Raw genomic sequence first — 12,172 nt, 5'->3', positions numbered from 1 at the left:
TCCATCCGCAGGCCGTACATGCGGCCTTGCTTGTTCTTGTACCCTGTAGGACGCTACGGGGCGCGAGGCTATTCCGGCCCCTCCACCGCAGACGCCGCACATCCCGGGCTTCGTCGATCAGGATACCCAATGCCATTCGATCCGCAACAACTGGAGCGCGCTTTCGCCTTTGACCCCGATACCGTGCGGGATCTGCGCGAACGCTGGGCGCGCCTGATCACCGATGCCGTCTGGGGCGAGCTCAAGACCGGCACCATCGGCGCCGTCCCGCGCCTGCGCAAGCGCCTGCTGGAACTGGGCGAGAACCTGCGCTCCATGCTGTCGGACCGCGCCTGGATCCCGCACGAGCGCGAACGCGTCAAGGGTGCGATGGCCGCCAGCCTCAACCTGCGTGACAGCCTGCAGCAGACCGACCGCGCTGCCAAGCTGCTCAATGGCGGGGCGGACTTCGAAGCCTTCGAGGCCGACTATCTCGCCTTCCGCAAGAGCCTGCTGACCTTCATCGAGCAACACGAACAGATCTGGGGCGATCTTCTGGAGAGCCTCTATGACGACGCACCGGACGACGACCGGGACGAGGACTAGGCCTTGGGCCGCGAGATCCGCGAGGAGCACTTCGGCGCGGCAGACTTTGACCGCTTCCACCAGGCCCTCGCGGACGAGACGGCCCAGCTGCTGGACTGGCTGCGCACGCAACCGCCCGAGGACCCCGCCCCACCCCCGCGGCTGGGCTTCGAGATCGAAGCCTGGCTATGCGACACCCAGGGGCGACCGCTACCGGTCAATGACGCCTTCCTCGCCGCGATGGACAGCCCGCTGGCCACCCTTGAACTGGCGCAGTTCAATGTCGAACTGAACAGCGGCGTCTTCCGCGCCGGTCCCGGCTGCTTCAGCGCAATCCTCGACGAATTGAACGAGACCCTGCGCCGCGCGCGCCGGGCGGCCCGCCACGCCGGGGCGGAACTGCTGATGGCCGGCAGCCTGCCCACCCTGGAACCGGACGACCTCGGGATCCACCACATGTCGCAGCAGGCCCGCTACCGGGCCCTGAACAGCGCGATCCTGGAACAACGCGCCCAGCGCCCGCTGCAGGTGGATATCGTCGGTCACGAGCACCTGCAGCACCGCCACGCGGACGTGATGCTGGAGGCCGCGGCGACCTCCTTCCAGGTGCATATCGAGACCCGCCCCGAGGTCGCCCACCGCGCCTACAACGCCTCTCTGGTCGCCGCGGCACCGGTGCTGGCCGCCGCCGGCAATACGCCCTACATCTTCGGCCACGACCTGTGGGCCGAGAGCCGCATCCCGTTGTTCGAGCAGTCGGTGGAGGTCGGCGGGTTCGCCAACTCGGCGCGTGGCCCGATCCGCCGCGTGACCTTCGGCACCGGCTATCTGCACGCATCCATCGGCGAGTTGTTCACCGAAAACCTCGAGCACTTCCCGGTGTTGTTGCCGGTAGCCCTCGACGAGCCGGCCGATCAACTGGCCCACCTCGCCTTCCACAACGGCACGATCTGGCGCTGGAACCGGCCGATCGTCGGCTGCGACGCGGATGGCCGACGCAGCCTGCGCCTGGAGTTTCGCTGCCTCCCGGCCGGCCCGTCGCTGATCGACATGCTGGCCAACACCGCCTTCACCCTGGGCCTGATCGAGTACCTGGTGGCCGAATCGCCCAACGGAACGCTGGAGACCCCGTTTTCTGAGGCCCGCGACAACTTCTACAATGCCGCCCGCTACGGGCTGGATGCTCGCCTGCGCTGGGGCCATCGCGACCCCGTCCCGGCGCCACGCCTGATCACGCGGGAGCTGCTCCCCCGGGCGGCCGAGGGTCTGGAGCGCCTGGGCATCGACCGCAGCGAACGCGACAACCTGCTTGGCATCATCGCTGCGCGCGTCGCCAGCCGCCAGACCGGCACGCACTGGCAACGCGACTGGGTCGCGCGCCACGGCCGCGACTGGCCGGGCCTGGTCCACGCCTACCGCGGCTGGCAGAACACCGGCGCGCCGGTTCACACCTGGGGACTTTGAGGAAACCCGTGACTCTCTCGATCAACGAATACTTCGAACTACCCGACGGCTTCCTCGAGGCCACGCCCGCCACCCTGCACCAGTACGTGCCCGGGCCGGCGCTGATCCACCTGGAAGGCCAGCGCGAGCCTGCGGTGGCCGTGGTCCTTCTGCTGCACGGAAACGAGCCGGTGGGCCTGCACGCGGTGCAGCAACTCCTGCGCCACTACACCGGGCGCCCGCTGCCGCGCGCGCTGACCCTGGTCGTGGGCAACCCGCAGGCCGCAGCGCTCAACCAGCGCCACCTGGACGACCAGCCGGACTTCAACCGCATCTGGCCGGGGACCGAGCAGGGCGGCTCTCGCGAGGCCGACGTCTTCGCCGAACTCTGCCGGCGCCTGGAAGGACGCGGCCTGTTCGCCGCAATCGACCTGCACAACAACACCGGGCGCAATCCCCATTACGCCTGCATCAACCGTCTGGAGGCGCCGTTTCTCAATCTGGCCGCGCTGTTCGGACGCACGGTGGTCTACTTCACCCGGCCGCGCGGGGTCGCCTCCATGGCACTGGCGCGTATCGCACCGGCCGTCACAGTGGAATGCGGCCACCCCGAGGACGCGGCCGGCGTGGACCACGCGCGCGAGATGATCGATGCAGTGCTGCACCTGGACCACTTCGCCCAGGAGCCGCCGCGGACGGGCGCCATCGAGATCTTCCACACCGTGGCCCAGGTACGGGTGCGCCCCGGACTACAGGTCGGACTGGACGCGCAGCACGACGTCCGCCTGGAACCCGACCTGGACGGCCTGAATTTCCAGCTACTGCCCGCCGGCTCGCGCCTGGTGAATGTGCACGCGGACGCCCAGGACCCGCTGATCGCGATCGCCGAGGACGGTTCGGAGGTGACCGGGGAATATCTGGAGCGGGCCGGTCAGGAGATCCGCCTGAAGCGCCAGGCGATGCCGTCCATGCTCACGCTGGACACCCGCGTGATCGCCCAGGACTGCCTGTGCTACCTGATGGAGCCGCTGACGCTCTGATCCCGCCGCTGTTCGCGACGGATTCGAATCCGGCTCAGGCGTCGCGTTCGACGCGCTCGAGGACCTGGGCGACGTGATCGCCCTTGCGGTAATTCGGGAGGTCGCGCTGCATGTCCGCCAGCGCCTTGTCACGCTCCAGCGCACTGTCATACCAGCGATAGGATTCCCAGTCCGCCCCCAGCAGGTGCGGCATGGAAAGGGTGCTGCCTTCCGGCAGGCGAATGCGGATTCCGTAACGTTTCATGGCGTTCATCCGAGGTTGGTCCCAGTGAGCCGGGCCGGCCGGCGCGCAGTCTAGCCGAGCCCCGAACAGGCGGCAATAAAGCCCTCCGGCGCGCCTATTGGCCCCGGCCGACCACAAAATCGAAATAGTGATCCGGAAAGGGCTCGTCCGCCAGGGTGAAATGCCACCACTCCTGCTCGTAGGGCTCGAAGCCCGCCTCTACCATCAGCCGCTGCAGAAGCATGCGGTTGGCCCGCTGCTGTGCGGAAACACCGTCATCCCCGGGCCAGGAGCGCGGACTGAACCGGTCAAATCCGGTGCCCATCTCCAGCGCCTCGCCGGAATCGCGATCAATCAAGGTCAGATCGACCGTCGAGCCACGCGAGTGACTCGACCGGGCCGCGATATAGCCATGCTCGAACAACTCGTCCTTGGCAACTTCCGGGTAATACCGTGCCTGCATGCGGGTATCGCCGAGGTCCTCAGCCCAGCGCACGAAGTGCGCGACGGCCCGCGCGGGCCGATAGCAGTCGAATACCTTGAGACCAAGCCCGAACGCCGCGAGACGTTCCTGCACCCGGGCGAGGGCATGGGCGGCCGGGGACGTCAGGATGCAAACGGGGGACTCGTAACCATCGATCCGTTCGCCCACGAAGTTGTCGTCGCCAAAGTACCGGATCTCCTCGACCAGGTCCGTTACCACGTCACCCGCCGCAACAAACCCTGCCGGGCGCCCATCATCCGCGACCGTGGCCCCACTTGCCGCCATTGCGACCAGCAGCCCAAGCCCCGCCAGAATCGTCCGCTTGCTGCGCATACCGCCCCCTTGCCCACGCCTTCGTCACTGCCAGGATACGCAAAGCCAAAACCGGTAGCAGCGCCCAACACCAAAAAGGGCTGCCGGAAGGCAGCCCTTTTGGAGAATTCGGTGGTGGCTACGCCCTGATTCGAACAGGGGACCCCATCATTATGAGTGCGCACCCTCAGATCGTTTTTCAGCGCGCCGAATGGGTCTAAAACGGCTCTATGAAGCCACTCCGAAGGCCATGGAGACCGGCCGATTCGAAACCAATTGGTGTCGATTCTGGTCCCTGGAGGCACAGAAAACTGTACCGGCCTGGCCCAGAATCTGTGCCAGTCTGGCGCTGAACCACCCTCAGATCATCCGCCGCGGCATCCACGAGGACCTTCCTGACCAGCGTTTCGGGCGCCGTTTCGCGCCCGCGAAACAACCTCGGCTGCCGGGACCGTCCGACGACTTATTGTCGATTCTGGTGCATGAGCACTGAGAGTCAAGCGGCGCTCGAGTCGGTGTTCGATGGCTCGGTTTGCTCGACGCCATCGATGAACTGAACCCCGCGCTCGAGCTTGTCGAGCCACTCGTAACCCCGAAGTCGGCGCCAGCGCTTCTGGGCGCTCTGGCCGAGCTTGAACGTCAGGCTCAGGATGGTGTTGCGGGTAAAGCAACTGCGGGTTTTGGCGGTGCGCAGGCGCACGGAGGCGCACGTCGATTCGATCGGGTGGGTCGTCCGGATCGATTGCCAGTGCGCGGCCGGGAAGTCGTAGAACGCCAGCAAGGCCTCGCGGTCCTTGCGCAGCGTCTCGACGGCGGACAGCTCAGGGTCGGCTAGAGACAGCTATCGGCAGGCGCGGCCGAAACCCGCGACCCACCTTAGGAATCGCAGTGTCCGGAAGCTGAACGACTACGGGCGTTCACGGCTGTGGCCCGGACATCAAACCCGGCCCACCCTGCTCGCTACCAAACCCACGGTCCGACAGACTACGAGATGCCGCAGAGATGTTCGAGAGCCGCGCGCTGCGCGGCATGCTTGGCTGCGTTCTCGTTCGCAAGCTTTTTCAGGTTGAAGAGTTTCCAGCGGACGGCTGGAAGGGTTTGTGCCTGCGGCAGGCCGATCGCTCTGAAATCAGGTTCGCCGTCATGCAGGCTCAGTAGGAATTGCGCTGTGTTGCCGCGCAGGCGACCGCAGATATCGGCGATAAGCCGGACTCTGGTCGCTTCGAGCTCGTCGAGGGTGATCGGGCTGGTCGTCATGCCGACGAATTCCCTGGCATAGGGTTCGTTCAGATCGCTCAGTCCAGGCGCGAGCAGTTCATGCACCGGACGCGGCGAGCTGGCGACATAGACCAGGAAGGTACGGAACAGCGCGTCGGTCAGCCCTTCGTGTTCGTAGAGCAGCTTGATATCGAACAGGTCGCGGGGGTGTTGGCGATCGACCGCCGCATGGAGTTTGCCGCCGAACAAATCCTCAAATGACACGACCTGGACAGCGGCATAGCCGAATTCATCTTCGACCGTTGGGGATACTGCGCGGCGTTCAGGATCGTGCACGACGCCGCGCGTGACGGGTGAGATTTCGATTTTGACTTCGGCGCCGTCGAGCCGTACTCGGATACGGGTGGCGCCGCCACCGCCGCCTTCGATACGTTGCGCCCGGAGACGCGGAATGCCGGCGTTGGCCGCGTCCATGATCCTGCCGAGCGTCGCGTTGATCTCCCTCAGACTTTCCGCTCGGTCTCTGACCGGCAGGTAGGTCAGGTCAATATCTACCGACAGGCGCGGCATGTCGCGGTAGAACAGGTTGATGGCAGTGCCGCCCTTGAGCGCGAACACGGGTTCCGCCGCGATGAAGGGCAGCAGGCGCACCAAAAGCGCTACCTGTGCACTATAGGCGTCACGGGCCATCGGCATCTTCCGTTGGGGTATCGACGAATTCCGGCGGGACCACGATGCGGTAGCGCGGATGGATCTTGCCGCCCGTTATCAGGGCGCGGTCACCCGTACCGAGGTTGAAGTCGTCGGGGTTAATGCGCTCGCGCCAGGCATGTTTGTGGCGGTCGGCGAAGACGAAGAATAGACGTCTGAGCTTGATCTTGCGGCAGCTCTGCAGCAGCGCCGTAAGCTGGCGAGGCCGCATCGTCGCCAGCCCCTCGAACATCATGTCAAGATTATGGAAACTCTCTTGCGTGGGCAGCTCGTCAAGTGCTTCGAGGATCGCGCGCTCCGGCGAGGATATTCGGAGCGCCCAGCCCCAGGGCAGAGTTGGGGCATTGCCGTTTTTGTATTCCGTCAGACCAAGCGACGGGTCATCGAACAGGGACAGGGGGCGGCTTATGAGTGGTGCGTCGAGGGTGAGGCGCGAAAGCCAGGTTGGTGTGTCACTGCCGTAGAGCCACACGGGCGGATGCGCACCCAGCGGGAGATAGTGCCGGTAGCCCTGGAGGTCAAGGGCGGACATGCCGCCGACATGGACGTGATAACCCATGATTTTTTGGAGAGATAGGACGCAACTCTTCCAGTCCGGAGGGACTGACTGCGGCGAGGGGCGACGGAAAACACCGCGCTCCAACCGCTCCAGCCAGCCGCTATCTACATATTTCCGGGTGAGGAACCGGCTGACGCCGTGGTTCTCCAGCCAGCGCGCATCCACCATAAAGCCGGCGGGAACAGCTTCTAATACACTCTTTAGCTTGTCCGATCTTTGCGCACCCATAGTGCACATTATAGCGAAATCTCGAAGACTGCAGCAAGACTACTTCGGGATTTCAAAATTCAGGGTGCTATAAGTGCACTAATTAGGATAATTCGAAAGCGCTATGTCACGCGTTTTGTCTCTGACAAGGTTTCGTAGGTTCGCGCAGCATTCGGCGAAATCGGGTCCTGCTGCGGATTCCGGCCCATCGTGACCGCCCATTCCGATTGATCGTGACCGCGGATTCCGGGGAAGTGGACACCGCCCCCCTTCGACGCGAAAGTGTCGTCCGCATCTAACGACAATTACTCTGGCCGGCCAAAATAGTTGACGTCAGATACGTCCACGAACACGAAGGGTGCGACCTGTGTCAGCGGGCGCGCCGTTTCAAGGTAGGCCGAGTTCATGGCTTGAGGACCAGCGGATCATCGCCGGCCCCGGATACCCAAGGCCGATCACTGCCGGTTGGGAGCTCGGCCGGATCCAGCTTGGCCGCCCAAGGGAGCGAGAACTCTCGTCCCAACTGCAGAGCCAGGCGGACAGTCTTGATGCTCTTCGTCTCGCGCAGGAGCTCGCGAAGGACATCGGCACGCAGACGATAGGCCCCCTCGACGATCTCGCGAGCCTCCTGCAGCGGTTGCCGAACACCGACTTCACTGAGGAGCTCGAGGAGGGCCCGCTCCGGCGCGGCGACATCGGGTGCCCTCGCCCGACGCTCGAAGGGGCCGACATGCAGCATGGCATCAGGTGTTTCATTGAATAGGCGTTTCCGGTGATATACCGCCGTAAACCGCTCGGAAAACCAGTCCGGCAGCCGCCCAGCAGCCCAGCCATACAACCACAGCGTGGGTTGGTGCAGGACGTAGTGCCGCATGCCGTACCACTCCAGGGCGGATTTGCCACCCACGTGGAGGCCCGGAAGCTTTCGCTGCAACAAGACGAGACTGGCTTCCAACTCCAGGTCCTCACCCGGGCGGCAATAGACGCCCCGCGCGAGGCGTTCCAGCCACCCCGACCGGACGTAATAGACCGCCAAGTCGGCCGAAATGCCCAGCTCATTGAGGTCGGTCGTGGTCAGCGGCGTTCCCGGAGGCACTCTGGTATAGAGCGCCTTTAGATGGGATCGGGTTGTCGTAGTCACACTACGACTAAACCACATAAAGCCATCCGGTATCAACCAATAAAACGCCCGTAATCGTAGCGTGGCTACGATAAATAATCATTTCTCAAACGAGCGCAATGCTGAACACGAACCATCCAGAAGAAGCCTGAACGGCCAGAACAAGCACACCGCCTACCGATCCGCAGTGCAGCCGCGCACCACTGAGGCGCCCTTACCACCCGATTCAGCGAACGTTTGGAATGAACCGAAAGCTTCAGGGGGACATCGAGGGGGATGTGTCGCTTTAACTCAGCTCACGGATGGGGGCGGCTGGTTCATGATCACATTCTGAAAACCGTAGAGGTTACTCGCAGCCACGCAAAGAGGGGGCGCGTTTATCCGAAAGACTTCCGCTTCCGTCGCACGTCAGGGAGTCGCATCCGGCAACGCATAACTTGTGCTGCGACCACCACCAGGATTCTTTTTCAGCGCGCCGCGGTCGAGGAGGTCCGCGATGTCGCGTTGGGCGGTGTCCTGCGAGCACTTCGCCATGCGGGCCCAGCGCGAGGACGTCATTCCGCCCTCGAAACCATCCAGAAGGCGATTGAGTACCTTGATCTGACGCGCGTTAAGCGGCTCCGTCGCGAACCGCTCCCAGAACTGCGCCTTGTACAGCACGGTTTGGAGGGAGCCCTCCGCGTTGTCGAGCGCCCGCAGCAGACACCCCAGGAACCATTCCAACCATGGGGTGACGTCCAGCCCACCCTGCTTCTGGGTCTGCTCGAGCATCCCGTAATAGTCGGCCCGCTCGCGCAGAATCTGCCCGGACATGCTGTAGAAGCGTTGCGGCGACCCGTCCGCCCGCGTCAACGCCATATCCGCGATGGCCCGCGCAATACGGCCGTTGCCGTCCGCGAACGGATGGATTGTCACGAACCAAAGATGGGCCAGCGCCGCGACCAGCAACGGATCCGCATTGCCGGGTGCCTTGAACCAAGCAAGGAAAGCATCCATTTCCGCCGGGACACGCACGGCCGGTGGGCCGGAAAAATGCACCTTCTCCCGTCCCACTGGCCCCGACACCACCTCCATTGGCCCGTCCCCGTCATCGCGCCACTGCGCCACAGGGATCCGAACCATGCCACTGCGCCCTGTGGGAAACAGAGCCGCATGCCAGTCGTACAGTCGGTCCACCGTCAACTCACGATCAAAGTCCCTCGTCGCATCCAGCATCAGTTCCACCATGCCTTCGACATCCCGGGCCGACGCGACTAAACCGCCCGCTTCCAAGCCAAGGCGACGCGCGAGCGAGGAGCGAACCTGGTCCAGCGGCAACCGCTCCCCCTCGATCGCTCCCGAGTCCACGATGTCCGACGACAGCATGCGCAGCCAGGCCTCCTCGCGAAGCGCAAAGCCCACGCCCTGCATCCGCCCGAGCAACCGTCCCTGCTCGCGCGCCGCGGCCGCAAGCGGCTGAGCGATGCGGTCCGCATCCCAGTGCCACTTCGGCCAGTCGGGGTGTTCCCAGATGTATCGCACCACATTCTCCGCATTCAGTGCGGACATTATGCGGGTTTTTCTCCGCATTGCCCACGTCCTGCATCCGCCCGAGCAACCGTCCCTGCTCGCGCGCCGCGGCCGCCGCGTGACAATAGGCGAAAAAGGTATAAGTTCAGATCATGGATGGGTTCCGGTACGACGCTGTGGGAAGACCCGAATCTGCTGGAAGTCCAGGCCAGGTCTGAGGGGGAACCACGGTTCCTGTTGATCGGGAAGATCGGCGGCAGGCATTGGTCCGCTGTCGTCACGTACAGGGAGGGCCATATCCGCCTGATCTCCGTCAGGCGCTCGCGCAAGAAAGAGGTGGACTCTATGAAAGCCGAAGACTTCGACAAAAAGTTCGACGAAGGGCAAGAAGCCATCGTTGGCGATCTCGACCTTGGTTCGGCGCGGCGCGTGAATCAGGACCACAAGCGTATCAACGTCGATTTTCCCGCCTGGGTGGTGGATTCGCTGGATCGGGAGGCAACGCGCATCGGTGTAACGCGCCAGTCCATCATCAAGGTGTGGCTGGTCGAGCGCCTACAGGCGGAAGCGGCGCACAAGCCGCTGAATGACGATGCCGCCGGTAGCACGCATTAGGCCGTTATGGCCCTGCCGCTGCCTTGATCCGGTCCACGTCCTCGAACGCGGCCGGGGTGGCCTCGGTCAGCTTGTCGCCCAGCTCCGCAAGCGCGGCCTTGAACGCCTCGTAGCGGTTGTCCTCGATCTCCGGGTGCGGTTCGGCGGCCCGGCCATTTCGGTTGATCTCGAACTGCTGCTCATAACTCGCCGTCGGTGAGAAACCCTTGGGTTCATTGATCGACAGGAACACCCCATCGGTGGTCGTGTCGGCCTTTCAGGAAAAAATAAGCGATCGCTTCCTCTGAAAGGCCAACACTAAACGGTCGCTTCTTTTTGGCCGGCGCGACAAGGAGTCTTCCCACACGAAGCGGGGAAGAATACGATTTCCATCGAGAGACTTAATCTCACCCCGGAGGGCCCCATGAAACAATCGGCAAACGCGGAGCAGCGGCAGGTGGTACTCACCCGGGCCGTCGCGCGGGCCGCCGAACGGCTCGGGATGAAACAGTCGGAACTGGCGAGGGCCCTGGGGCTGAGTCCCGCCACGATCAGCCGCATGTACGCCGGCGGTTACTTCTTGGACGAACACACCAAGCACTGGGAGCTTGCGGCCCTGCTGGTCCGCCTCTACCGCGGGCTCGATGCCATTACGGCCGGCGACGAGCGCTCCCTTCGGGCCTGGATGCACAACCCCAATACCGAACTGCACGATGTTCCGGGTCACCTCGTGGGCAACGTGATGGGGCTAGCGCGCGTAGTCGAGTATGTGGACGCACATCGCGCTCGCATCTGAAGCCGGGCCCGCGGCTGGCGAGTGGTGCGGCAGCGAAAGCAACTGCATCCGCGCCGGCCGCGACGAATCCTTCACCTTTCCGGCCTTACCCTTCAATTGAGACGCGGAGACCCGTCAATAAGCCGTTGACGGACGTCCGATGAAACACCGTCTGCACGAATGACACCGGACCGGATGGTCACATTCACGCGTGCGCTCATGATCTGCAGGCCGTCCACGACAACGACCAGCTCCCTCCCATGCGATTTCGCAGTAACCTCTTCCAGGCGGGCCGCTGACGAGGGGGCAAGCTGGATCCACATCACCCCCTGGTGCTCTTCGATCGCCTGGATCTCGGTCGTCTCGACGACAAAGGTCACCGCATTACCGGCCGCTGCAGCGCCGACCATCAGCAATAGACCAACAAGTACCCATGCCTTCCAGGTCGCGCCGGCGCGAGGCGTGTAGCGCCAACGGATCAAAGGCCCAGGTCCCGAAACAACTCGTCGGCCGACCCGGACCGCTTCCCCTTGCCATTTCCCAGCTCGGACATCGCGGCCTCGGTGGTGGCATTCGGAATCGGGACAGAAAACGGCAACCGCCCTTCCTCCGCAATGCTCAGCATCAATAGGCGGATGGCATCGGACACGGACAGGCCCATCGCCTCCAGAGCCGCCGTCGCGCGCTCTTTCGTTTCACGGTCGATACGGGCTCGAACCACGGAATCGCTACACATGGCGTCCTCCTCAGGGGCTTCTCGCGCCTCTAGGGCTGGGCCAGCTCATCCGCGTGAGCGCCATGGGGATCAAGGCCCTTCAGCAGATCCGCTTCCGAGAAGGGAAGATTCACCTTGCGTGGAGCCTTATGAACGGCCTCGATCATGATCTTTCCGGCCTTCACCTCGATATGAATCGGGCTGGATACCTCAAGGTTGGCTTGCGCCAAAACCTTGCTGGAAAGTCGCACGGCAGCGCTATTCCCCCAGCGTTTGATTTCACTTTGCATGGCACCCTCGCATGATGGTTTAACGCCGCTCCAAATAGACCGACATGCGGCTGTCAGAGATGGTCGATCACTCCATCGTACGGCTCTCGCGAACGAATGACGCAGCATTCGGCGTAAAGACGACCGAGATCCCTTGCCCACCCTGCCCAAAGAGCTGCGGCATGGACAAGCGAGAGAGGGTTTTCCGCGGTCACCACCTCGTTGTCCTGGGGCTCACCCATCGCCTTGAGAAAGGCAATCGCGGCGGTATGCGTATTCCGGCCCATCGTGACCGCCCATTCCGATTGATCGTGACCGCGGATTCCGGCGCCAGGGCCAAAATCGGTCACGTTCCGACCGGAATACGCACGGAGACGTCCAGTTTCAATGGACCGAATTTACGGGAAGGCGACAGTCGACAGCTGCACG

Annotated in this window: 16 protein-coding genes and 2 pseudogenes; 6 read left to right on the top strand and 12 right to left on the bottom strand. The window is 63.7% G+C overall.

Annotated features, from left to right (window positions below; genetic code table 11):
* Positions 1–129: 129 nt before the first annotated feature.
* From F618_RS0101625 to F618_RS0101615, 3 genes are read left to right on the top strand one after another with little or no spacing between them, the layout of a single operon-like run.
* Positions 130–585 (top strand): hypothetical protein, encoded by a 456-nt coding sequence (locus F618_RS0101625; protein ID WP_019567591.1) that lies wholly within the window; start codon positions 130–132, stop codon positions 583–585.
* A 3-nt stretch (positions 586–588) separates the two neighbouring features.
* Entirely contained in the window at positions 589–2,028 is a 1,440-nt protein-coding gene (locus F618_RS0101620; protein ID WP_018948106.1) for a glutamate-cysteine ligase family protein, read from the top strand.
* A gap of 8 nt (positions 2,029–2,036) precedes the next feature.
* Positions 2,037–3,047 carry a M14 family metallopeptidase gene (locus tag F618_RS0101615; protein ID WP_018951674.1) on the top strand — a complete coding sequence of 337 codons (1,011 nt, stop codon included), beginning with the start codon at positions 2,037–2,039 and terminating at the stop codon, positions 3,045–3,047.
* Between the two features lie 34 nt (positions 3,048–3,081).
* Here the strand turns inward: F618_RS0101615 and F618_RS0101610 are convergent, their stop codons facing one another.
* The 7 genes and pseudogenes from F618_RS0101610 to F618_RS0101580 all read right to left on the bottom strand — a co-directional run bounded on the left by F618_RS0101610 (position 3,082) and on the right by F618_RS0101580 (position 9,402).
* Positions 3,082–3,291 carry a hypothetical protein gene (locus tag F618_RS0101610; protein ID WP_018168968.1) on the bottom strand — a complete coding sequence of 70 codons (210 nt, stop codon included), beginning with the start codon at positions 3,289–3,291 and terminating at the stop codon, positions 3,082–3,084.
* Between the two features lie 94 nt (positions 3,292–3,385).
* A complete protein-coding gene (locus F618_RS0101605) occupies positions 3,386–4,087 on the bottom strand; it encodes a M15 family metallopeptidase (RefSeq protein WP_019567590.1) in 702 nt (233 codons plus the stop codon).
* A 475-nt stretch (positions 4,088–4,562) separates the two neighbouring features.
* Positions 4,563–4,880: pseudogene (locus F618_RS0101600) on the bottom strand (transposase); the annotation flags it as partial.
* A gap of 170 nt (positions 4,881–5,050) precedes the next feature.
* Positions 5,051–5,974, bottom strand: coding sequence for a nucleotidyl transferase AbiEii/AbiGii toxin family protein (locus F618_RS0101595; protein WP_019567588.1), 924 nt, complete (start codon positions 5,972–5,974; stop codon positions 5,051–5,053).
* Positions 5,964–6,791: a type IV toxin-antitoxin system AbiEi family antitoxin domain-containing protein gene (locus tag F618_RS0101590; RefSeq protein ID WP_155997978.1), complete on the bottom strand. Its 828-nt coding sequence runs from the start codon at positions 6,789–6,791 to the stop codon at positions 5,964–5,966. The genes F618_RS0101595 and F618_RS0101590 overlap by 11 nt, the downstream gene beginning before the upstream one ends.
* 373 nt (positions 6,792–7,164) lie before the next feature.
* Entirely contained in the window at positions 7,165–7,920 is a 756-nt protein-coding gene (locus tag F618_RS0101585) for a type IV toxin-antitoxin system AbiEi family antitoxin domain-containing protein (RefSeq protein ID WP_019567585.1), read from the bottom strand.
* A gap of 369 nt (positions 7,921–8,289) precedes the next feature.
* A complete protein-coding gene (locus F618_RS0101580) occupies positions 8,290–9,402 on the bottom strand; it encodes a Fic family protein (protein ID WP_026331112.1) in 1,113 nt (370 codons plus the stop codon).
* Positions 9,403–9,564: 162 nt separating this feature from the next.
* On the opposite strand from F618_RS0101580, the pseudogene F618_RS16140 reads away from it, so the two are divergent.
* Both F618_RS16140 and brnA read left to right on the top strand, forming a co-directional pair.
* A pseudogene (locus F618_RS16140) lies at positions 9,565–9,732 on the top strand (BrnT family toxin); the annotation flags it as partial.
* A gap of 3 nt (positions 9,733–9,735) precedes the next feature.
* A complete protein-coding gene (gene brnA, locus F618_RS16135; protein WP_019567583.1) occupies positions 9,736–10,005 on the top strand; it encodes a type II toxin-antitoxin system BrnA family antitoxin in 270 nt (89 codons plus the stop codon).
* A 4-nt stretch (positions 10,006–10,009) separates the two neighbouring features.
* Here brnA and F618_RS0101570 read toward each other — a convergent pair whose 3' ends face one another.
* Positions 10,010–10,237 carry a hypothetical protein gene (locus F618_RS0101570; RefSeq protein WP_019567582.1) on the bottom strand — a complete coding sequence of 76 codons (228 nt, stop codon included), beginning with the start codon at positions 10,235–10,237 and terminating at the stop codon, positions 10,010–10,012.
* A 171-nt stretch (positions 10,238–10,408) separates the two neighbouring features.
* Here F618_RS0101570 and F618_RS0101565 point away from each other — a divergent pair, with 171 nt between their 5' ends.
* On the top strand, positions 10,409–10,780 hold the full coding sequence (locus F618_RS0101565) for an antitoxin Xre-like helix-turn-helix domain-containing protein (RefSeq protein WP_018937339.1): 372 nt from the start codon (positions 10,409–10,411) through the stop codon (positions 10,778–10,780).
* A 92-nt stretch (positions 10,781–10,872) separates the two neighbouring features.
* Here F618_RS0101565 and F618_RS0101560 read toward each other — a convergent pair whose 3' ends face one another.
* The 4 genes from F618_RS0101560 to F618_RS15905 are packed head-to-tail and all read right to left on the bottom strand — an operon-like array spanning position 10,873 to position 12,093.
* Positions 10,873–11,241 carry a hypothetical protein gene (locus F618_RS0101560; RefSeq protein WP_231362656.1) on the bottom strand — a complete coding sequence of 123 codons (369 nt, stop codon included), beginning with the start codon at positions 11,239–11,241 and terminating at the stop codon, positions 10,873–10,875.
* A complete protein-coding gene (locus F618_RS0101555; protein ID WP_019567581.1) occupies positions 11,238–11,495 on the bottom strand; it encodes a type II toxin-antitoxin system RelB/DinJ family antitoxin in 258 nt (85 codons plus the stop codon). Before F618_RS0101555 ends, F618_RS0101560 begins: the two co-directional genes overlap by 4 nt.
* A gap of 29 nt (positions 11,496–11,524) precedes the next feature.
* Positions 11,525–11,764, bottom strand: a complete 240-nt coding sequence (locus tag F618_RS0101550) for a MazF family transcriptional regulator (protein ID WP_231362655.1) — start codon at positions 11,762–11,764, stop codon at positions 11,525–11,527.
* A 53-nt stretch (positions 11,765–11,817) separates the two neighbouring features.
* Complete coding sequence (locus F618_RS15905) at positions 11,818–12,093, bottom strand: hypothetical protein (RefSeq protein WP_155997974.1); 276 nt, start codon at positions 12,091–12,093, stop codon at positions 11,818–11,820.
* Between the last annotated feature and the right edge of the window lie 79 nt (positions 12,094–12,172).

Origin of the sequence: Thioalkalivibrio sp. ALMg13-2, from assembly GCF_000381185.1 — a bacterium.
Classification (GTDB): Bacteria; Pseudomonadota; Gammaproteobacteria; order Ectothiorhodospirales; family Ectothiorhodospiraceae; genus Thioalkalivibrio; species Thioalkalivibrio versutus.
This window is presented reverse-complemented; position numbering and strand designations above follow the sequence as displayed.

Excerpts from the sequence above, each read along its gene's own strand:
- F618_RS0101625 (WP_019567591.1), top strand. The coding sequence starts at position 130 with ATGCCATTCGATCCGCAACAACTGGAGCGCGCTTTCGCCTTTGACCCC.
- F618_RS0101550 (WP_231362655.1), bottom strand. The coding sequence starts at position 11,764 with ATGCAAAGTGAAATCAAACGCTGGGGGAATAGCGCTGCCGTGCGACTT.
- F618_RS0101565 (WP_018937339.1), top strand. The coding sequence starts at position 10,409 with ATGAAACAATCGGCAAACGCGGAGCAGCGGCAGGTGGTACTCACCCGG.
- F618_RS0101590 (WP_155997978.1), bottom strand. The coding sequence starts at position 6,791 with ATGTGCACTATGGGTGCGCAAAGATCGGACAAGCTAAAGAGTGTATTA.
- F618_RS0101585 (WP_019567585.1), bottom strand. The coding sequence starts at position 7,920 with ATGTGGTTTAGTCGTAGTGTGACTACGACAACCCGATCCCATCTAAAG.
- F618_RS0101610 (WP_018168968.1), bottom strand. The coding sequence starts at position 3,291 with ATGAAACGTTACGGAATCCGCATTCGCCTGCCGGAAGGCAGCACCCTT.
- brnA (WP_019567583.1), top strand. The coding sequence starts at position 9,736 with ATGAAAGCCGAAGACTTCGACAAAAAGTTCGACGAAGGGCAAGAAGCC.
- F618_RS0101595 (WP_019567588.1), bottom strand. The coding sequence starts at position 5,974 with ATGGCCCGTGACGCCTATAGTGCACAGGTAGCGCTTTTGGTGCGCCTG.
- F618_RS0101605 (WP_019567590.1), bottom strand. The coding sequence starts at position 4,087 with ATGCGCAGCAAGCGGACGATTCTGGCGGGGCTTGGGCTGCTGGTCGCA.
- F618_RS0101555 (WP_019567581.1), bottom strand. The coding sequence starts at position 11,495 with ATGTGTAGCGATTCCGTGGTTCGAGCCCGTATCGACCGTGAAACGAAA.